This is a genomic window from Prosthecobacter dejongeii, from assembly GCF_014203045.1.
Taxonomy (GTDB): Bacteria; Verrucomicrobiota; Verrucomicrobiia; order Verrucomicrobiales; family Verrucomicrobiaceae; genus Prosthecobacter; species Prosthecobacter dejongeii.
On sequence record NZ_JACHIF010000004.1, the window covers coordinates 85324 to 104848 of the forward strand.

Here is a 19525-nt window from a genome sequence, read left to right on the forward strand (position 1 = left end):
TTTCTGTGAAAGCATCTTGATGCAGAGTGAAATTTGCAAATTTACAAAGATATTTTGCTTTGCTGAATATGATCCTTTGCCTTTATTTATATAATTGCTATAATATCTGGAATATATGGAATTTGGCACCCCCGCTTTGGTCTTCCTCGCCACCACACTCGCTGTGGGGGGAGCGTGCCTGGGGTTTTTAAAGCGGCGTTACCATACAACGCATCACCACTGGCTCGTTTTGGCTTTGCTAGGAGCGATTGCCTACCTCGCTCCATTGCATATCACCCGCTCGGCAGATGCGGTAGCTGAAAGACTAATGCTGACCTGGATGGGATTGGCGCGAGTCCATGCCCATGCTCTGGAGCGTGCCATTCCAGCCATGGGAGCGTTGACGCTTGAGGCTTTAAAACCGGTAGTGGAAAGAATGCAGCTACGCTTGGGCCACGAATCCTCCGTTTTGCGCACGCTTTCCATCGCGACCACAAGGGAAATAGGCAAGCCAACGATCCAGTCCATGGGATTGCAGCGCCGTGAAGATCGCCCCATCCTAAAAGCTGCGTGTGATGAAAAACTGCAGCGTTGTTTCCTTGGCAAAGAGTTTTGGTGCATGGATGTCTCTAAGTCAGGTGAAGCATCCTCTCTCATGGCCATGATTCCTTTGTTGGATGAACAGCAGGCTGTGAAGGCGGTGATGATTTTGGAGTTCTTCCCCCAGGTCTATAATAAAACTCGATTCATGGAGCAATGGCGTGTGGTGGGCGAATTTACCGGGTTGCTCATCATCTGTGTTTGTTTAGGCGGATTCTTGGTGGTGAAAGGTGAGAAGCGTCGCCAGCAAGAATTGGAAAAAGCCATTCAACCTTTGCTGCAAGACATTGAAAGCCTCGATGGGATGGTCAATGCCATTCAAGGGGTGGTCTGGGAGCGACCTGCTGCGGGAGGGGGCTTTACCTATCTCAGTCAGAGTGCAGAAGGATATTTGGGGTATGACATGGAGCGTTGGGGAAATGAAAACGGTTTCTTATTGGAGGTGATCCACTCTGAAGATCGGAACCGAGTTCAAGAGACCTGGACCCAGGCGGCTACGGATTCAAAACGGTATCAAATGGAGTACCGAGTGGTGCGGGCAGATGGCTCCACTGCCTTTGTTCAAGAGTACGGCCAAGCTGCCAAATTGATGCTCAATGGTTTAGTCCTCCGGGGTATTTTGCTCGATATTACGACGCAGCGGGAAAATGAGGCGAGCACTCAAGATACCCATAAAATCATGGTGGAGGCTTCACGCCAGGCTGGCATGGCCGAGATCGCCACCGGTGTTTTACACAATGTCGGGAACGTGCTCAATAGCCTGAATGTGGGAGCAAAATTGCTGGCCGATCGGTTAAAAAAATCGCGGATGGACAAGCTCTGTCAGGCAACGCTGCTCTTGAAAGAACATCTGCCTGAAAATCCGACGTTCTTCACGCATGACAAACGTGGCCAAGTGCTGCCAGGATATTTGGTGGATCTTTCGAGCTATCTCCGCGATGAGCAAAACCGCCTGAACGCCACAGTCAGTGACATGATTGAGCGCATCGAGCATATCCGCGATATGATCATGCTTCAGCAGTCTCACAGCAGTGTGCGTACACTTTGGGAGCCCCTAGATCTAGTCACCGTGATGGAAGAGGCGCTAAGACTGGAAATGGATGTCAACATTGCCCACCAGCAGGTAAAGATTGTGCGGCACTTTGCGGATCTTCCTCCCATTTATTCCGCCCGTGGTTTGCTGCTACAAATCTTGGTCAACCTTTTGGCCAATGCTTGCCAGGCGATGGGAGATAAACCCGTATCAGAACGGAAGATGAGCCTGCGTATCCAGCCCCAAGGCGAGACTCATGTGCGGATCGTGGTTGAGGATACAGGATGCGGCATCCAGCCGAGGCATCTGACCAGCATTTTCACACAAGGTTTTACCACTAAAAAGGATGGCCATGGCTTTGGCCTACACCATGCCTGCCTACTGGCACAAGATCTGGGCGGTAGCCTCAAGGCTGAAAGTGAAGGTCTGGGCAAAGGAGCCCGTTTCATCCTCGAAATTCCGGCGCGTAAGGATTCTAAAACAACGCCTTCACTGCCCGCTAACTCTGTCTCTGCGTCAACCTACCGTGAACCCTCGCATGAACCCACACCGCCCTAACGTTGATCCTGCTGCAGATCTTGTTTCTCAAGATCCGTTGCATGTGAACCATCGCATCCTGATCGTGGATGATAACACGACGATCCATGAAGACTTCCGCAAGATCCTCTCGCCTACGGATTTTGGTGAAGGGGACCTGAATATGATCGAGTCGGCCGTGTTTGGGGATGCCCAAACCTCCCGCTCCATGCCAGAGTTTGAGCTCGCCTTTGCAGCCCAGGGAGATGGGGCTGTAAAACTGGTCGAAATGGGGCTTCAGCAGGCGCGTCCTTTTGCTCTGGCTCTGGTGGATGTGCGCATGCCTCCAGGTATGGATGGCATCGCGACCATTAAAAATCTGTGGCGTCTCCAGCCTGATTTACAGGTGGCGATCTGCACTGCATATGCCGATTATTCTTGGGATGATATTGTGGATCATTTGGGGATCTCTCATCGGCTGGTGATTCTGAAAAAACCCTTCGACCCCATCGAAGTTATTCAGATCGCCAATGCGCTGACCTCCAAATGGGGATTTGAGCGTGAGTCCGCTTTGCGCCAACTCGGCCTGCAAACCAAATTGTGGGACAACACCAAACGCATGGAGGATACCTATGCACGCTTGCGCCAAGAACATGACGATCGCATGCGGCTCGAAGAAGACATCCGCAAAATGCAGAAAATGGATGCGTTAGGTGGTTTGGCTGCTGGCATTGCCCATGACTTTAACAATGTGCTGACTGTTATTCAGGGGCATCTGAGCATGAACTTGATGAGTGGAGATCAGCCGCCAGGTATTTCTGAATCCATGGGCGAAGTCCTCCTAGCTGCAAGGCGTGCGGCGGATCTGACCAAACAACTTTTGAACTTCACCAGTCGTGACTACAAGACGCCACGTCCTGTTTCCTTGGCTCGTGAAATTGAGGCCGAGGTGGATTTACTCAAACGCACATTAGGTTCACATGTTATTTTGGAAACAGACTTTCTGGCCGATCTGCCAGAGGTCATGGCAGATCCAGGTTCATTAGGACAGGTGGTGGTTAACTTAGCGGTCAATGCACGGGATGCCATGCCTAAAGGTGGAACCTTGCGCATCAGCACCCGCCAGACTCATTTAGCGACAGCGGAAGATGCGCGTGCTCTGCATGTGGATGCGCATCCCGGTCACTTTGCAGTTTTGACTGTCAGCGACAGTGGGAGCGGAATGCCAGCGGAAATCGTAAAACAGATTTTTGATCCTTTCTTCACCACCAAAGAACCTGGCAAAGGAACGGGAATGGGGTTAGCAATGGTGAGAGGATTGGCTCGTCACATGGGCGGCTGGGTCTCAGTTTCGAGTGTGGTCGGTGTGGGAACGGATTTTGATCTTTACCTTCCTATTGCGAGTCCTGAAACGGAGATCGCGACGCCTATTTCAGGGAATCAAGATTTTGACGGTTTGTTGCACGATGTGTCCCCCTGCAATCTTCTGATTGTGGATGATGACTCCAGCGTGCGTCATGTGATGAACTACGTATTGGAGAATCAAGGGCATACTGTTTACTCGGCTAAAGATGCCCATGAAGCGTGGCAATTGTGGCGCGCTCATCGTCATTCCATCAATCTGGTGATTACCGACATCAATCTTCCAGGAGATGCCAGCGGCTTTGATCTGGGGCGTGCGATTTTAGGAGACGATGCCACGCTGCCGATCATCTTCACCAGTGGTTATTGCCCGGACATTCTGGGGCAAACAACCTCCTTGCAGTTAGGCATCAATTACCTGCCGAAACCTTTTGATGTGCTAGACCTCTTGAATGCGGTCGGTCAAGCCCTTACCAAAGGGATAACACGCAATCCATTGCCGCCGCGCCCTATTACCTCTCGATTCTCTTTGCCTCCTTCAGAGATGAGTCATTGAATGATGGTCTAACGAATTTACGGACCAGTGTCGTCGGCAAAAATTGCATCGGCGCACTGGATGTCCAGATTTGTCGGTGGTCGCCAGGGCGCAGCATGTTCGCACTCTGGTCAACTACTTCGTGGGAGTTTGCTGAGCATTCAAAATGTCTCCGTAATGCTTGGCGGCACAGCCCGGGCATACGCCATGACTAAAAAGTGCGTCGGTCCTCGAAGTGACATAGTCTTCGATCTCATGCCAGTTCCCGGCTTCGTCACGGATGTCCTTGCAAAAAGAGCAAGTGGGAAGGATTCCTTCTAACGTGCGCACTCGCGCGCGCAGCGCCTTGGTTTGTTCTGCGAGCTTGCCGACTAGAAAAGTGATGAAGAATAAGATCAGAACCCGCAAGCACGCATTGATGATGGCCACGGGCAGGGTGTAGGGAATGCCCCAGGCGTATTGAATGGCGAAGCGGATCACGCACAAAATGGTCCCCAAAATGAGCGCGGTGCGGAGGCCGCAGTTCCACGCCATCAACGTGACAGGAATAACAAATAAGACAGGGAAAAAAATAATCGGGCCAGCGAGGTAATCAAAGCACGAAACCACCAAAGCGACGGCGAATAAAACCCCACGTTGATTCCACGGAAAGCGTTCGAAAAAGTACTCAGTGGATGGGGGAGGGGGCCGCTCGCTCATGATCGTAACTGCCTAAGGAGCAAGGGTTTCACACTGCACAAGTCGGGAATGAGAGGTGGGATTGAATATCCAGCGGTTGGGATGCGCCCTGTCCCTAATCGCCTTTTTGCTCTCATTAGCCGACCCACTTGACATGGCTGAGCTTGGCTTAGTTAACTGTCTCATCTTATGTTTTTAATGCGCACGCTCTTAGCTCGCTAGACATCACCCCTTGATGACGTCTCTAAGCACACTCATTTGTGACTTCGCACGGTCCTCAACATAGGCCATCGCCTTTTTGACCTTTGCTTCCGCTGCTGCGTAGTCGTGGTGAATACCCATCAGGATCTCAAACATCTTGGTTGCTGGTGTGGTATCAAACTCTGGAGCCCATTCTTCCAGGCCGATGTCTTTGAACATCCAGCACTTCGGCGAGTGAAACTCCGAGAATGTGTGCATCATGGGAGTGCCCATCGCTAGAGCCATGATGGGCGTGTGCGGCTCATGACAGATCACCGTGTGAGCACGGGCGTAGAAGGAGCAGGCTTCGTCCACGTTCCAGAACTCGTCAAAGTTCACCACGTGCTTTTTCAGGTCATCCGGCAGTGGGTCATAGACAAATTTCTTGTTATACTCCATCTCCTTCCGCACCTCCGGGGCGATCACCACCTTGTAGCCAGTCTCCTTCACCCACATCGCGATGAGGTCCTGATAAACTTTCGCTCGCCGTGTGTCATCGGCGATGTTCGCCGGCGTCGGGTTCAGCGGATTCAGTTTCTGGGGCCTCTTGTCATCCACACCCGGGCTTGTAGGTGAATGTGTGCGCAGTTGCAGGGTGATGAATTTCTTCTCCTCCAGCCCATGCTTCTTCATCCTCTCCAGCGCCTTTTCCTCATTCCGCACATCGATGCCAAAACAGCCATCCGGACCAAATTCCAGCACCGGCGGCTTCACGCCCACGTCCTGCAGCAGCTTCAGCGTCTTGGAATCCCGACAGTAGATGAAGGCTGCACCGTTCAGCAGGGCGATGCGTTTTTCCCCATCCTTGCCCGTCACCATGTCCGGAAAGTACGACTGTCCCTGCAATCCCCAGGGCTTGCCGATCTTGTTGCAGTAAATCATGAAGTCCGTGCTCTGCCCCATGCCCGGTCCACGCAGGAAAAAGTCGCTGTGTTTGATCGCCTCCTGCACAGCTCCGCCTTCTTGGGTGAGCGCACCCTTCACGATCTCCAGTTTTGGAAACCGTTTCATCAGCATCGCATCCACCTCTTCATTGGTATTGGCTGCCCAGAGAATCACCTTCGCCTCTGGCAGATACTGCTCCAGAAAACGCAACGTCCCCGGCGTATGTCCAATGTCCCCAATATTTTTCGTCGCCCAGGCACACTGCAGCAACACCGTCTTCTGTTTTTCGGGGGATTGCGCAAAAGAAGCGGCAGGCCAAGCGGCTGCCCCAAGGGCCAAGCCGGAGTTTTTGAGGAAGGATCGGCGTGAAGACATAAGAACAAAAAGTGTAGGACTTATCACAGGGCAACAGCAACCCTATTCTTGTCACCGCTTTTCCAGACGATGACCTGACTTGAGGTTAGGCAATAGTTTGTTCTTTCAAAAATCAGATCCGTCGCAGGATATCGAGCGGTGGATGATTCGAAACACCCCGGCTGAGAGCGAGGCCTCCCAGAACAGAAATGGCCGTGGTGGTCAAAAAGGCGGTCAGCAGTGTCAGGACATTCGGCGACAGCGACGTTTTAAAAACGTAAACGGCGAGGACTGTGGCAGCTCCCACCGCGAGAAGCGTTCCAGTGAGGGCGGCAAGGAAACCCAGGGTGGCGTATTCGATGATGAGGATGGTGCGAACCTGCCGCGCCGAAGCGCCTAGCGTTCGCAGCAAGACACTTTCGCGGAGGCGCACATCTCGACCATTGAGAAGCGTGCCAACCACAATAGGCAGCGCAGCGATGAGGGTGAATCCGCCCATGATCGTGATGACCCACGAGATCTTCGAGAACAGCGAACGAACCGTTTCCAAAATTTGGGAGAGGTCTATCGAGGAGACGTTGGGAAAATCTCGCGTCAAGCCTTGCTGAAGACGGCCTACGGCGGCTGCATCCGGGGTGCGGGTGGTCACCACATGAAAGCCCGGTGCACCGTCTAGAGGGCCAGGCGGAAAAACCATGAAGAAGTTGAGGTTAAACCGGCTCCAATCCACCTTGCGGATGCTGGTCACGCGGGCTTCCAGGGTGATGCCCTGGACATCCAGCGTCAGCGTGTCACCAAGTTGAAGACGCATGTCTCCGGCGATTTTTTCTTCGAGCGAGACCGGGATGGGGCCCTCTGGGCTGGGCAGGCTCTCATGCCATTCTCCGGCAACCAGAGTTTCACTGGAGTTCAGATTCGCTCGGTAGGTGGACCGGAATTCGCGATTGGCAATCCAGCGCGGCACCCCTTCCGCTTTTGTGACCGGAACGCCTTTGAGGGCCTGAACCCGCATGGTGACCATGGGGGCGGTTTCTAAAACGGGTAGCCCTTGGTTTTTGACCAGCGAAGTCACGCCTTCGACTTGATCGGGCTGGACGTCGATCAGGTAGAGGTTGGGGTTTTCCTGAGTCTCGCTGATGCGGAGACGCTGCTGCAAAAGATCCCCGGTAAGCAGGATGGTGAGCAGCAGAAAGGTGCCCAGCCCGAGCGAGAGCAGGAACAGCAAAGTCTGGTTGCCCGGGCGATGAAGATTGGAAATGCCCTGCCGCAGGAGGTAAGGCCAGCTTGGCCGCACGATGTGGCGCGTGACGGCCATGAGCGCCCGAGCTACTCCAATGACCAGGGCAAAGGCAGCGCCAAGTCCGCCAACCAAAAGCACCGCACGTTTCCAATCCGCATCATTGGTTAGGGCCAGCAGGAGCAGCAGGGCGGTGAGAAGCAAATAGACTGGCAACGTGCGGAGAGGGTTGCCGGGCAAAAAGCTGCCGCTGCGCAACGTGGCGGCGGGTGAAATGCGATGGATTTTCAGGATGGGGATGAGCGCGAATCCACAGCACACACCCAGACCCGCCAGGGTGGTGCGAAAGACGATGGCCCACTCGGGGGCGGCCTCCACAGCCACTGGAAGACTGTCTTTAAACAGCACCAGCAGACCCGTTTGCAAAAGCACCCCCAGGCCCGCCCCCAGAATGGCACCCAGAAGGGCCAGCGTGGCGCTCTGGGCGATGTAAACAGCGGCAGCGAGCTGCCGGGGCGCGCCGAGACAGCGCAGGATGGCGATGGTGGTGACGCGGCGGTTGATGTGAGACTGCACCGCCCCCGCCACCCCCAGCGCACCGAGAGCCAGGGATGCCAGCGCCAGGATGCCTAGGTATCGTTGAAACAGATCCAGGGCATCACCCAGCGTTTCCTGGCGGTCCTCCGGTGTCTCCAGGCGCCAGGATGCGGTGGGGAATTCGCGGCGCAGGTTTTCCTTCAGTTCGGCGGAGGGAGTTTTTTGGGCGGTCTCGAGATGGACCAGATGCGTCACCATGCTGTTGGCTCCGATGAGTCCGCTCTGCTGGATATCAGCCAGGTGAACGTACGCTTCGGGGGCGATGCCACTGAAGCGGCTCGCGCGCGGCGGGGAGTTGAGGATGCTGCCGAGAATCTTCAGATGCAGTCGCCCCAGCTCGATCTCGTCACCCGGCTTCACCTGGAATTGCTCCAAAAGAGCGGCCTCTAAAAATACACCCGGTTCATCCGCACGGCGCTGCCAGGCATCCGCAGGCAGGGTTTCGATTTTTCCATAGTAGGGATACTCCCCTTCGAGGGCACGCACGTTCACCAGCCGGGCCCCGCCATTGGGGAAGGTCATCATGGATGGGAAAGCCACCTCACGAGTGGTCCGGGAGGAAATCTTGGCCAGCTTGTCAAACTCCTCCGCCTTGATCGGCTGCGACGAAGAAACCTGCAGATCCGAACCCAGGAGTTCTTTGGCCTGGGTCTTGATGCCGGTTTCGACACTGCCTTTCAGTGAATGAATGGCGACCAGTGCAGCAATGCCGGAAACGATGGCGAGGGAGAAAATGAGCAAGCGCAGGCGCTGCGTGCGGCTGTCCCGCCACGCCATTTGCCAGGTCCAGGGATGCAGCAGGGCAGGGATGAGGTGGGTCGGGAGCGGGCGTGGATCAGACGGCATTTTCTTCCTCCGCGATGATCTTTCCACCCTCCATCTTCACCACGCGCCGGGCTTTGGCCGCTAGGCCGGGGTCGTGTGTCACGATCACCAGCGCCGTGCCTGCCTCACGATTCAGCCGGAACAGCATCTCCACGATGGGTGCGCTGGTGGCGGCGTCCAGGTTGCCGGTGGGTTCATCGGCCAGCAAGATCTTTGGGCGATGCACAAAGGCCCGTGCCAAGGCCACACGCTGCTGCTCGCCGCCCGAAAGCTGGGCGGGGTAATGCCCCATCCGCTTGCCCAAGCCCACTTCGTGCAGCAGGGCTTCGGCCACCTTTTGGCGACCTGTTTCACCGCGCAGTTCCAGCGGCACCAGCACATTCTCCAGGGCCGTCAGTGTCGGGATGAGTTGGAAGTTTTGGAAAACGAAACCCACCAGCCTGTTGCGCAGCGCTGCCCGCGCATCCTGGGAAAGGTTTTCGAAAGCCTGCCCGTCGAGTTTCAGTGAGCCCGACGTGGCATCGTCCAGGCCCGCGCACAGCCCCAGCAGCGTGGTCTTGCCACTTCCTGAGGGGCCGGTGATCGCCAGCGTGTCGCCCGCTTCCAGCGTCAGGTTGATGTCGTTCAGTACCGTCAGCTCATGCTGGGGGTTGCGGTAGATTTTTTGGAGCGCCTGGATCTCCAGGATGGGCCGTTTGACAGCCGCAGTCGATGATTCTAGTCTGGCAGATGACATGGATGAAATGGCTGGTGTTCGGACTGCTGATGTCAGTGTCTCTTGGCTGGATGGCTACGTTGCCCGCCCAAACCGCAGCCGTAGGAAAAAAAAGAATCGTCGTTTTAGGCGACAGCATCTCCGCCGGCTACGGCCTGGATCGTGATCAGGCCTACCCAGCTTTGTTGCAAAAGAAAATGGATGCCGAGGGCCTGCCCTATGAGGTGGTGAATGCCGGTGTGAGTGGCGATACCACCGCAGGCGGCCTCCGGCGGATTGATTGGGCCCTGGGCCCGAAAGGCGCGGACGTGCTGGTGATCGCCCTCGGCGGCAATGACGGCCTGCGCGGCGTCTCCCCCGATCAGACGGAAAAGAATCTGACCGGCATCGTCGCCAAAGCCCGCGCCAAGAACCCCACCATCAAAATCCTCATCGCCGGCATGCAAATGCCCGACAACCTCGGCCCCAAATACGTCGAGGCCTTCAAAGCCGTGTTCCCCAAAGTGTCCACCGCCGAAAAAACCGACCTCCTCCCCTACCTCCTCGAAGGCGTCGGCGGCGATGAAAAACTCAACCAACCCGACCGCATCCACCCCACCGCCGAAGGCCAACAGAAAATCGCCGACTTGGTTTGGGCGAAGCTGAAAGCCCTGCTGCCCGAAGTGGGGAATTGATAAAAGTCTGTCGAGGCCACTTTGCAGGACGGCAGGAACTCATGGATACCTGTTTCCAAAACGAGAGACGAACCCCCCATGACCAAGGCTGCGCAATCCATAGCTTTGCTTGGTTGAATTCAAGCCTTCCAGTCGCAGAGCGACGGCCGTGTCATAGGCCCACCTTTCAAGGTGGGTGCACCCGCAGCCACATCTCAATCAAGATCCCAAAGTCGCAGAGCGACGACCGAACCGGCTGCTTTTCCTCAAGGGTGTTATGGGGAAGTGAGGTGCAAAGGCAAAACAAACGTTAAATAAGTCTATTTGGATTAATTATTTTTTCGATTAGGGCTGAAAGTTTCTTGTTAAAACTCATTTCATAGATTTAAAAATGCAAACATGAATCAAGCGCCTACGCAGTCCATTGTAGTTCACAGCTCGCAAAATGTGAATTCAATAGCTGCTTTATATGAAGCTTTATATCAGGATGAAAAAGCAAACATTTCTTTAAAATTACCTACCGACTTAAAAGATTATAGATTGGGAGGTAAGGGGGAATTAATCCAGTTCATTTTAACATGGGCAGATAAATGTCCGGATGCCTCTATAACAACTCACATACCTAGTCGCGAAGACAGTGACCAAGTTCAAATTCAATTGAATAATTTATTCAATCAAGAACACGGATTTGTTCTTGCTCTGCGATTGAGAAAATGGGGTTTGGATAACGCAAGGGTATTTACTGACATCAAGGGCGGCGTAATAGCTGAGGATTTTGTAAACCAGGCCCTATCTCAAACTGACATAATTACCTCAGGTCAACCCACCATTAAGAACTTAAGAATGTTCGTTGTGGTTGATGATTTTATTGAGTATGGCGAAAACATCTTAGAAGATTACACGAAATTATATCTTCGCCGCGAGCAGACGAGATCTCCAATGAAAGCCAGCTATTCAGCTTTTTTGGAAATCATGTTTAAAAGACAAGCTATAATCAAGACACAATCCCCCATACCTCACCCCGTTGCACTCAAGGGTTTTATAGATAGTGTTGCTCGCTTTGCATATGAGCTTTTTGAAAACGCAGGCCGATGGGGGACAAAACAATATGGGAACTCGATAAGAGGTATATTGACTCATGTGCACGCACGAGAAGTGAAGTCCACCAAACCACTTTACAGTCAAGTAGGGGAAGATAATCCAATTAATGATTACTTGAAGCGTTTTCAAAAGGCAGACGGATATGAGGATACAGCGTTTCTTGAAATAACAATATTCGACAACGGGCCTACTCTGGCTAAGCATTTTCTTAAGAGAGCTCCAAAGAGCATCTCTGAAGAGTTAAAGGCAACAAGGCAGTGCTTGCTTTTAGCATCCGGGAGGAGCCCTAAATCAAATGAAGGTAGAGGTTTATATGACAGCATAAAACTAATAAACCGATGCCGTGGGTTAATTAAATATAAAGGTAACAGGTTGTCAGTTTTTAGAGATTTTTTTATCGACCCACTAGATGATGAAAAAATTGCAGCCCTGGAATTAGAGCCTCAGGAGAAAAGATATGCGAAAATGCTACATTTACTCTTCATGAATGACTGGAATACACGACTAAAATCGCCTTCTCCTCACCCTGTCGCTTCTGGATCATTTTTCACAATCATAGTGCCAGTAAAGGAGATCGTGCAGTGAATACATGCTTTAGCTTTGATTTAGTGGATAACGTCTCGAAATCCACCTCCGTGCAGAGAACGACAGTCTTTTTCTTCGGGACTTATAAAGTCTTGGACGAGGATGTTTATAGAGCGATTGATGGTCATTATTCGTGGAGTCCTATATCTGACCGCGTTATTTTTTTAATTCCACTGTATCAATTAAATTCGATTGCCCCATTGTTAAAAAAAGGGAGATCAAAAGACCGCATTTTAATCAACCGATCAAAAAATTTAGATATATCTCCTTCACTGCTTGTTTATGATCATTGTGGATGCATCCGGGATGAAAATGGGAAAAAAATCGAGTCTAAGCTTATAAAAGAAATAAGAAGGCGCGGCTGCTATCAAATATTCATCAAGCATCAGGGAATGCTCGAGGCATCTGATTCACATCATTATGTAAAACCTTCTCTAAAACACACTGACCGCTTTATGCGAACCGGCTCAGTCCTCGTTAATGGTATAGAGATCGAGTTTATTTCCTTATGGTTGCTGTCAAGCGTAACAAACAATACTCAATATATTTACACTGACAGCTCGACAATCAACTCGATCGCATATGCGTCGGTCCATCTGCATAATATGTTAGCACCTGAATCAGCCCGCATATCCCCGACAATTCAGAGCTATGAGTCTTACAAAGGTCTATCTTCAAATACCGTATTATACAAAGATCAATCATTGATTCTCATCTCTGCCTCAAGCGGCGGAGGCATGGCTAAACACTTGATTGATAAGTTGGGTATTTCAGATGGAAAGATACGCACCGTTTTTTACCTTGGTTTAGAAGAACCTCCGGAGAACACTATCTGTGATCTCACAATCAGGCCCGGGAATGTAGATGGATTCCCTGCAGCGACTGTTACCGAGGTAGGAGATCGAGGTTCATTCGCACCGCATTCTCTTGCTGTACACATTCAAGCCGAGGCTTTTATGCCGGAAAATCCCCAAATTCATGACGTCAATCTGAAGATAGAGGATATTCCCAAATGGTGGGTAGATTTTAAGAAATCATTCGTCGGTCGAAACGCAATTACTTGTAACGTATCAGATCCTGCGGATGACTCTATGTCATCGCCACCACCAAAGCCTACTATTTTCAAGCTTGATAAAGCTTGTTTCAATAATAGTCCGTTTTTGAAAAGATTGAACCAAATATTGCTCAATTCAATCGCAGCATCGCTCTCTTATGTTATATACTTTGAAGATGATTCGTCTAAGATGTTGGTTAGACGCATAAAGAGCACGATCAGAAAGCTCAGGAAGTTCGAAAAATCTAGCAAAAATATAAAATATATTCCCGCTCGGTTACTTACAAATGGATCAGTAGCTTTGCCTTTGGTTGAAAAAAGCTCAGAAAAAAGCACTTTGATTGTTGCCGGTATTTTGACCGACGGAACGCAACTTTTGGATGTAGCTCAAATTGCAAGAAATTTTCAGCAAAATCACGCATTAAGTTTCTTGGTTGGTTTAACAGCTTGTGCCTCTCAACAAGTATTTAAAGAAATAAGAAGTAATCTTGTCTATTCACAATCTGGAGTCGAATTTGGATTTTACAGCTGTTGTGACATACAAAGCCCAATTCATCATCGCCAAGTTAAGACTCCTTGGGAAGAGGAGTTTTTGTTTTGGATGAAGCAATTGGAGGCAATTCGAGCTAAAAAAATGACTCAGAATGCATTGGTTTTAGCTATTGAAAATAGAATAGGCACTATCCAAGAGGGCGTGAAAAATGGTTTGTTAGATGAGGTATTTATGGGATCTAATTCATGTAGCATCCCCAAATTACAGTTACGAAATAATTCTGTTTATACAGAAGGCTTGAATCAGTCTTTGAAATTTTCTCAAGCCGATGCCTTTTTCGCAATTCAAGCGACATTGCACCACCTGCGAACCACAAATGACCGTGCTCGGAAGCTTGAGCAGCAGCCACACAGGCGCTGCGTACTCTCACCTTCTTTATTTTTTCGCTACAGCGATGGAGTCATTCAATCTGCGATTTTAAGGGCAGCATCTCATCAAGAGTTGGATTACCAGATGTCGCAAATTTTGAGCGGTCAAATGGCTGATACAATTTCGAAAATATTACAGTCTCCTTCCAATCCACGTGCTGAAGCTTTGACTGAGTTCCTTTATGCGCTTGCCTCACGAAAAATCCGTCTTTTAAAAGCCGATTTAAATACAGTTTATGCAACGGTGAAAGCTGGTTTGGGTGGAGGTATCAAATCGGAGCTAAATTGTTATTTGTGTGAATTGCTAATAGCCGAGGATTGATTTTTATTTTTTTAGCTTCTTAAGACCTCTTCAATCCTCTTCGTCGCAATCCCAATGGGTCGGTCCAGCGGCACGCCTGCGCAGGTGAGCAGCGTCGTCAGCAAATCCCCCTGATTGCCTTGGGTATCGGCCAGAAAGCGTCCGGTATTCACGGAGCCGCTGCCTTTGCCGGCGATGATGAAGGGGAGGTTTTTGCGGCTGTGGTCGTTGCCGTCTTCGAGGCCGGAGCCCCACATCATGAGGCAGTTGTCCAGGAGGGTGCCGTCGCCTTCGCGGAGGCTGGCCATCTTTTTCACCATGTAGGCAAACTGGGTGATGTTAAAGGCGGTGATGGCGGCGACTTTGGCCACCTGATCCGCCTTGTGGTTGTGATGCGTCTGGGAGTGATGCGTGTCGGTGAAGCCGAGCTCCGGATACGAGACACCATTGGGCGTGGAGCCGATGTAGGTGCTGACGCGGGTGGTATCCGTCTGGAAGGCGAGCACGTTGAGGTCGCACATGACTTGCATGTACTCGCTGCGTTTGTCGCCCTCGGGAATGCGGATCTCAATGGGTGGGGAATCCGTGGCGCTGCGCTTGCTGGAGGCGACTCCGGCTTTCTCTAGGGCCGACTCTTTCTGGCGCATTTCGATGGCGGCGATGCGCCGCTCCACCGACCGGACGCTGTCGAGGTATTCGTCCAGCTTGTGCTGGTCGTTCTGCGGCAGTTTTTTGCGCAGGTCCCGGGCTCCGCCGATGACGAGATCCAGCATCTGGCGGTCCAGTGGATCGGCCTTTGTGGTGCTGCCGGAAGCGTCGGATTTGCCGAACAAACGATTCAGTACGTTGCGGGGATTGATCTCTGCCGGAACGGCCTGGGTGGGCGAGCGGTAGCTGCAATGGGAGTAGTAACCTTCATTCAGGCCTTCCTGATTTTCCTTGTGCGTCTGCGGCATGGTCGCCAGTTCCAGCGAGGGCAGGGAAGTCATTGCGCCCACGTAGTTCGCGGCGATCTGATCCGCCGAGATGGCGATGTGGATCTGGTTGCGCTTGCTCGGGTCTGGCAGGCAGGCGGTGAGCCAGGTGGAAAGCTCCAGCGCATGCGGGGCTCCATTGAAGGGTGCAATCGGGACACCGGAGATGCCCTTCATGAGCAGGCACTGATCCAGGATTGGCCGCAGAGACTCCAGCGCAGGCGGCGGGGCTGTCAGGTAGCTCTCAGGGGAGGTGGGCCAGAACTGATCTGGGATGACGCCATGCGGCATATACATGAACCCGAGGCGCACGGGCGGCTTGACCGGAGCCCTGCCTTTGACCGAATCTGCCCAGCCCATGGTCTCTAAAAGAGGCAGGCCGAGGGAAGCGCCGATGCCTTTCAAATACGTGCGGCGATCAATGAGGTGTTTGCGGGTCATGGGAAGTGGGGATTCAGTCTTGGACGCGACGATTGAGGAAAGGGTAACTGGTGACGATCTCGGTGATGAGTGTCTGCATGCGATAACCGTCCTGGGCGATGGTTTTCAGGCGCTGATCCACCACGATTTTGTCATAACCTTCGAGCTGGCGACACAGGGCGTAGGCTAGGAGTTTCTCAGTTAAATTACGGGCTAGATCGTCCTTTCGTGCAGCGATGATGGCTTTGAGTTCCTGGGGGGAGGAAAAGCGTTTGCCGCCTGGGAGCTCGCCCGCCGCGTCAATGGCCCCGCCGGTATCATCCTGATCACGCCAGCGACCGATGGCATCGAAGTTCTCCAGACCAAAGCCGATGGGGTCCAGGATCTTGTGGCAGTTGGCGCAGACGGCATTGGTGCGGTGGAGTTCCGTGCGCTGCCGCAGGGTCAGGTTGGCCACGGTCTTCTGGTTCTGTTTTTCCAGAGCGGGGACATTCGGCGGGGCAGGGGGCACGTGCTCCCCCAGGACCTGCTCCAGCACCCACACGCCACGATTCACGGCGCTGGTGCGATTGGGGAACGAGGTGGTGGCCAAGATGCCCGGCATACCCAGGATGCCGCCGCGATTTGCATTCGTCAGCTTCACCTTGCGCATCTTGGGCCCGGTGACTTCTTTCTCCAGGCCATAGACCTGAGCCAGCGTGTCATTGAGGAAGGTGTAGTCGCTATCCACAAAGGCCACCACGCTGAGGTTCCCCCGCACGATGCTGTCAAAAAAAAGCCGCGCCTCGTCATACATGGCCATGCGCAGGGCAGGGGTCATCTGCGGGAATTTTTTGGCATCGAAGGTCTTGCTATCCAGGCTGCCTAGGCCCAGCCACTGCGCCCCGAAACCATCGAACAGGGCCCGCGCACGAGGATGGGCCAGCATGCGCTTGACCTGCGCCTTGAGCACTTCCGGTTGGTGCAGCGTGCCTGCATCAGCCTGGGCGGAAAGCTCCGCATCGGGCATGGTCGCCCAAAGAAGATAAGAGAGACGCGAGGCGAGGTGGTAGTCATCCAAAGGCACAATGGTCTGGCCCGGTTCGGCCTCCTTGGCCGGAGTGATGTAAAGGAACTGTGGGGAGACAAGTACAGCCTTGAGCATGAGTCGCAGCGATTCCTGATAGTCCAGTTGGTTAGACCGGCCTAGATCAAAGACTCCCAGCAGCGTGTCCACCTCGGGCTCCGAGGGCGGACGACGGTAGGCACTCCGCGCCAGTGAGCGGGCCACCTTTTTGGCTGCTTCACGCTCATCGGCTCCTGGGGCGGGTGTTTGGCCTAACCAACGTTTTTGCATCTCCGTGGGCGGCTTGCCCGCTGGGGCCAGGATGCGATCCAGCACCTCGTTGGCGATGGAGAGGTACTGCTCCGTCTGCATGGGCGACAGGGAATTCAGATAACCCTGGCCCGCCACTTCATCGGGCAGTTCCTGGGCCACGCTGGCATCCACTCCGAAGAGGTCGTGCAGTGTATGGCCATACTCCATTTTGGTCAGGCGACGGATGACAAACGGCCCGGGATCTTTGGCGCTGAGATACTTGACTTTGCCCAGGCTATCGAGAAATCGCTGCCGTTCCTCCTTGGCTGGCTGGTCTGAATCATCGGGCGGCATGTCATGGGCATTCACGTTGGCGAAGGCCTGCATCCATTTCCGACTGGCGGAGGACTCCCCCGGATTTTTCAAGGCAGGCTCCAGGTTCAGTCCACCTTTCGTGCGCCGATTGCCGTGGCACTCGATGCAGTAAGTCTTCACAAACGGCACCACCCCCTCTTTAAAGGACTTTTTAGCCTCCGCCTGCTGCGCGGCGAATTCCGCATCGGCCACTTTCTCCGCGGCTGCACAGGGCATCGCCAGCATCATTCCAAGGCTCAAGACATGCAGGACCCTCGCGCGTGGGCTGGTCAATTCGGGTATCGTCATTCGGATCTTAAAAAGGGGGATATAACTACGGACGGCTGGGCGGTGGCTTATCAGAAGAAACTCACTCAAAAAGGGCGCTGGTGCGGCTACAGACGGCCCCAATGAAATCATGGGCCGAAGAATGTCCTTTAGCTTCGTGCTCGTTCGTCATTGAATTGAATCCCACTCTTTACCCTCATGAATACCGACACTCATACCATCCATCTTCACCGCGTTCTTCGTGCCAAACCTGAACGAGTTTATCGCGCGTTTCTCGATGCCGATGCCAAGGCCAAGTGGCTGCCGCCCCATGGTTTTACCGGCAAGGTGCATCACCTGGAAGCCAAAGTCGGCGGCACCTACCGGATGTCCTTCACCAATTTCACCACGGGCTCTAGCCACTCCTTTGGCGGCACCTACACGGAGCTCATCCCCAACGAGCGCATCTGCTACACGGACAAGTTTGAAGACCCGAATCTGCCAGGAGAAATGCAGGTGACGGTGGAGTTAAAGGAAGTCTTTTGCGGCACCGAATTGAACATCACCCAAGCAGGTGTGCCTGCGATGATCCCTGCGGCAGCTTGCTATCAAGGCTGGCAGGAATCGCTGATCCTCCTGGCCCAGTTGGTGGAGCCGGAGATTCCGGATGAAGCCTGAGCTTTATCGCTCATTTGGAGGGGCCGCATCTTCATGGGGGGCTGATTGTATTAGAAAAAGCGCATTCGTAACTCCCGCAAAAGGGTGTGACCTTTCGGACATAAGGTCTCATGGAATTGAGCCTTTTGACCACTCGCATCATCTCGGTAGATTAATCGCTGGACCGGATAAACCTGCTTGCAGATCAAGCATTCCGCTCGGGAAAGCCCCTGGCGGATGAGTTTATCGGCACAGACTGTAAAACGCGGAAAACCCATCGGCACATCGGTTGGGGTTGAATGAGCCCTTTTTCTCTTTGAGAGCCATAGGAGTAGGTGCCCTTCATCGTCATTTTGAAGGGTGGGGCAGGCGTTCACACGCTCGTACATTTCCTGCCAAGCATCTGCAGATTCGAAGTAAAACACTCCCACGGACTCTGTGTTATCTGGATAGTCGGCCGCGACCATGCGGATGACTCCCCCGCAGGGAGGAATCTTGCGGGCGAAGTCACGTCGTGAATCATACTGCCTCTTGCGCAAGCGACCTTGCGGGTTGTCTTCAGTATCTTCGAACTTTGGCAATCCCTGTTGGAACGTGAAAAATACGATCAATGGCCATAACCCAGCCGAAGCGAGCCAATTGACCAAGAACTCGCGGGTGGTCTGGGGAGATACAAAGTTTCGGGTCAGCCTCCATTGCCGAATGCTGAGCGCGCCCATGATGACCAGGCCAATAACGTAGTATCCCAGAAGGTAATAGAGAATAATCATGAAGGAAGGTCATTTTGAAATGACTTTATGCGCCTAGCCAAGTTTCAGACTCGTCAATGAAAACCTAACGAGATGAACCAGGAGGATGCGGAACTGTGTGTTTGATGAATTTTTTAGGTTGGTTCGGCATTCTCCGCGATAGCTTCTGCTGCCGTGCGCTGCTTCTCAGCTTCCATGGCGGCTTTTTCGGCAGCGATGGCGGCTAGGGCTGCGGCGCGGCGGGCGCGTTCTTTGGCTTCTTGTTCAGCACGGGCTTTAGCCGCAGCGGCTTCGCGACGGGCTTTGGCTTCTTCTTCGACCATTCGGGCTGCTTCTTTCTCAGCATCCTGCTTGGCCTTCAGGGCGGCGGCAGCGGCTTTCACTGCTTCCAGTTCGCGACGTGCCAGTTCGCGGGCCGCTTCTTTGGCGGCCTCACGTTCGGCATCCGCTTTAGCTTTCGCTTCGGCTGCGGCCTGGCGTGCTGCGATTTTCTCAGCCTGCAGACGTGCGTTTTCAGCGGCTTTTTCCGCAGCGGCTTGAGCGCGGGCTAAAGCAGCAGCTTCCTTCTCGGCCTGGAGACGGGCTCTCTCAGCAGCCTTTTCTGCCGCTTCCTGTTCACGGGCGAGTTTCGCAGCT

At 53.1% G+C, this 19525-nt stretch carries 14 protein-coding genes; 6 read left to right on the forward strand and 8 right to left on the reverse strand.

Annotated elements, in window-relative coordinates; translation table 11 throughout:
* Positions 1 to 115 precede the first annotated feature (115 nt).
* Positions 116 to 2170, forward strand: coding sequence for a sensor histidine kinase (locus HNQ64_RS10925; protein ID WP_184208430.1), 2055 nt, complete (start codon positions 116 to 118; stop codon positions 2168 to 2170).
* Positions 2151 to 4046, forward strand: coding sequence for a response regulator (locus tag HNQ64_RS10930; RefSeq protein WP_184208432.1), 1896 nt, complete (start codon positions 2151 to 2153; stop codon positions 4044 to 4046). Before HNQ64_RS10925 ends, HNQ64_RS10930 begins: the two co-directional genes overlap by 20 nt.
* Before the next feature lie 114 nt (positions 4047 to 4160).
* Here HNQ64_RS10930 and HNQ64_RS10935 read toward each other — a convergent pair whose 3' ends face one another.
* From HNQ64_RS10935 to HNQ64_RS10950, 4 genes are all read right to left on the reverse strand, one after another.
* Positions 4161 to 4505, reverse strand: coding sequence for a hypothetical protein (locus tag HNQ64_RS10935; RefSeq protein WP_184208433.1), 345 nt, complete (start codon positions 4503 to 4505; stop codon positions 4161 to 4163).
* A 423-nt stretch (positions 4506 to 4928) separates the two neighbouring features.
* On the reverse strand, positions 4929 to 6203 hold the full coding sequence (locus HNQ64_RS10940) for a polysaccharide pyruvyl transferase family protein (RefSeq protein ID WP_184208435.1): 1275 nt from the start codon (positions 6201 to 6203) through the stop codon (positions 4929 to 4931).
* A 112-nt stretch (positions 6204 to 6315) separates the two neighbouring features.
* Positions 6316 to 8862 (reverse strand): ABC transporter permease, encoded by a 2547-nt coding sequence (locus HNQ64_RS10945; protein ID WP_184208437.1) that lies wholly within the window; start codon positions 8860 to 8862, stop codon positions 6316 to 6318.
* Entirely contained in the window at positions 8852 to 9577 is a 726-nt protein-coding gene (locus HNQ64_RS10950) for an ABC transporter ATP-binding protein (protein WP_184208439.1), read from the reverse strand. The genes HNQ64_RS10945 and HNQ64_RS10950 overlap by 11 nt, the downstream gene beginning before the upstream one ends.
* 29 nt (positions 9578 to 9606) lie before the next feature.
* On the opposite strand from HNQ64_RS10950, the gene HNQ64_RS10955 reads away from it, so the two are divergent.
* The 3 genes from HNQ64_RS10955 (at position 9607) to HNQ64_RS10965 (ending at position 14192) form a co-directional block, all read left to right on the forward strand.
* On the forward strand, positions 9607 to 10230 hold the full coding sequence (locus HNQ64_RS10955; RefSeq protein WP_221305418.1) for an arylesterase: 624 nt from the start codon (positions 9607 to 9609) through the stop codon (positions 10228 to 10230).
* A gap of 378 nt (positions 10231 to 10608) precedes the next feature.
* Positions 10609 to 11895, forward strand: coding sequence for a hypothetical protein (locus HNQ64_RS10960; RefSeq protein ID WP_184208444.1), 1287 nt, complete (start codon positions 10609 to 10611; stop codon positions 11893 to 11895).
* A 92-nt stretch (positions 11896 to 11987) separates the two neighbouring features.
* Positions 11988 to 14192 carry a hypothetical protein gene (locus HNQ64_RS10965; RefSeq protein ID WP_184208446.1) on the forward strand — a complete coding sequence of 735 codons (2205 nt, stop codon included), beginning with the start codon at positions 11988 to 11990 and terminating at the stop codon, positions 14190 to 14192.
* Between the two features lie 11 nt (positions 14193 to 14203).
* Here the strand turns inward: HNQ64_RS10965 and HNQ64_RS10970 are convergent, their stop codons facing one another.
* Both HNQ64_RS10970 and HNQ64_RS10975 read right to left on the reverse strand, forming a co-directional pair.
* Positions 14204 to 15586: a DUF1552 domain-containing protein gene (locus tag HNQ64_RS10970; RefSeq protein WP_184208448.1), complete on the reverse strand. Its 1383-nt coding sequence runs from the start codon at positions 15584 to 15586 to the stop codon at positions 14204 to 14206.
* 13 nt (positions 15587 to 15599) lie between these two features.
* Positions 15600 to 17525 carry a DUF1592 domain-containing protein gene (locus HNQ64_RS10975; protein ID WP_184208450.1) on the reverse strand — a complete coding sequence of 642 codons (1926 nt, stop codon included), beginning with the start codon at positions 17523 to 17525 and terminating at the stop codon, positions 15600 to 15602.
* Between the two features lie 177 nt (positions 17526 to 17702).
* On the opposite strand from HNQ64_RS10975, the gene HNQ64_RS10980 reads away from it, so the two are divergent.
* Positions 17703 to 18161: an SRPBCC family protein gene (locus tag HNQ64_RS10980; protein WP_184208452.1), complete on the forward strand. Its 459-nt coding sequence runs from the start codon at positions 17703 to 17705 to the stop codon at positions 18159 to 18161.
* A 50-nt stretch (positions 18162 to 18211) separates the two neighbouring features.
* On the opposite strand, the gene HNQ64_RS10985 is transcribed toward HNQ64_RS10980, so the two are convergent.
* Both HNQ64_RS10985 and HNQ64_RS10990 read right to left on the reverse strand, forming a co-directional pair.
* Entirely contained in the window at positions 18212 to 18910 is a 699-nt protein-coding gene (locus HNQ64_RS10985; RefSeq protein ID WP_184208454.1) for a hypothetical protein, read from the reverse strand.
* A 113-nt stretch (positions 18911 to 19023) separates the two neighbouring features.
* The coding region (locus tag HNQ64_RS10990) for a hypothetical protein (protein WP_184208456.1) at positions 19024 to 19525 on the reverse strand (502 nt) is incomplete at its 5' end.

Bases quoted from the DNA above. Each gene is read 5' to 3' on its own strand.
- HNQ64_RS10925 (WP_184208430.1), top strand. From the start codon at position 116: ATGGAATTTGGCACCCCCGCTTTGGTCTTCCTCGCCACCACACTCGCT.
- HNQ64_RS10930 (WP_184208432.1), top strand. From the start codon at position 2,151: ATGAACCCACACCGCCCTAACGTTGATCCTGCTGCAGATCTTGTTTCT.
- HNQ64_RS10940 (WP_184208435.1), bottom strand. From the start codon at position 6,203: ATGTCTTCACGCCGATCCTTCCTCAAAAACTCCGGCTTGGCCCTTGGG.
- HNQ64_RS10945 (WP_184208437.1), bottom strand. From the start codon at position 8,862: ATGCCGTCTGATCCACGCCCGCTCCCGACCCACCTCATCCCTGCCCTG.
- HNQ64_RS10950 (WP_184208439.1), bottom strand. From the start codon at position 9,577: ATGTCATCTGCCAGACTAGAATCATCGACTGCGGCTGTCAAACGGCCC.
- HNQ64_RS10955 (WP_221305418.1), top strand. From the start codon at position 9,607: ATGTCAGTGTCTCTTGGCTGGATGGCTACGTTGCCCGCCCAAACCGCA.
- HNQ64_RS10960 (WP_184208444.1), top strand. From the start codon at position 10,609: ATGAATCAAGCGCCTACGCAGTCCATTGTAGTTCACAGCTCGCAAAAT.
- HNQ64_RS10970 (WP_184208448.1), bottom strand. From the start codon at position 15,586: ATGACCCGCAAACACCTCATTGATCGCCGCACGTATTTGAAAGGCATC.
- HNQ64_RS10975 (WP_184208450.1), bottom strand. From the start codon at position 17,525: ATGACGATACCCGAATTGACCAGCCCACGCGCGAGGGTCCTGCATGTC.
- HNQ64_RS10980 (WP_184208452.1), top strand. From the start codon at position 17,703: ATGAATACCGACACTCATACCATCCATCTTCACCGCGTTCTTCGTGCC.
- HNQ64_RS10985 (WP_184208454.1), bottom strand. From the start codon at position 18,910: ATGATTATTCTCTATTACCTTCTGGGATACTACGTTATTGGCCTGGTC.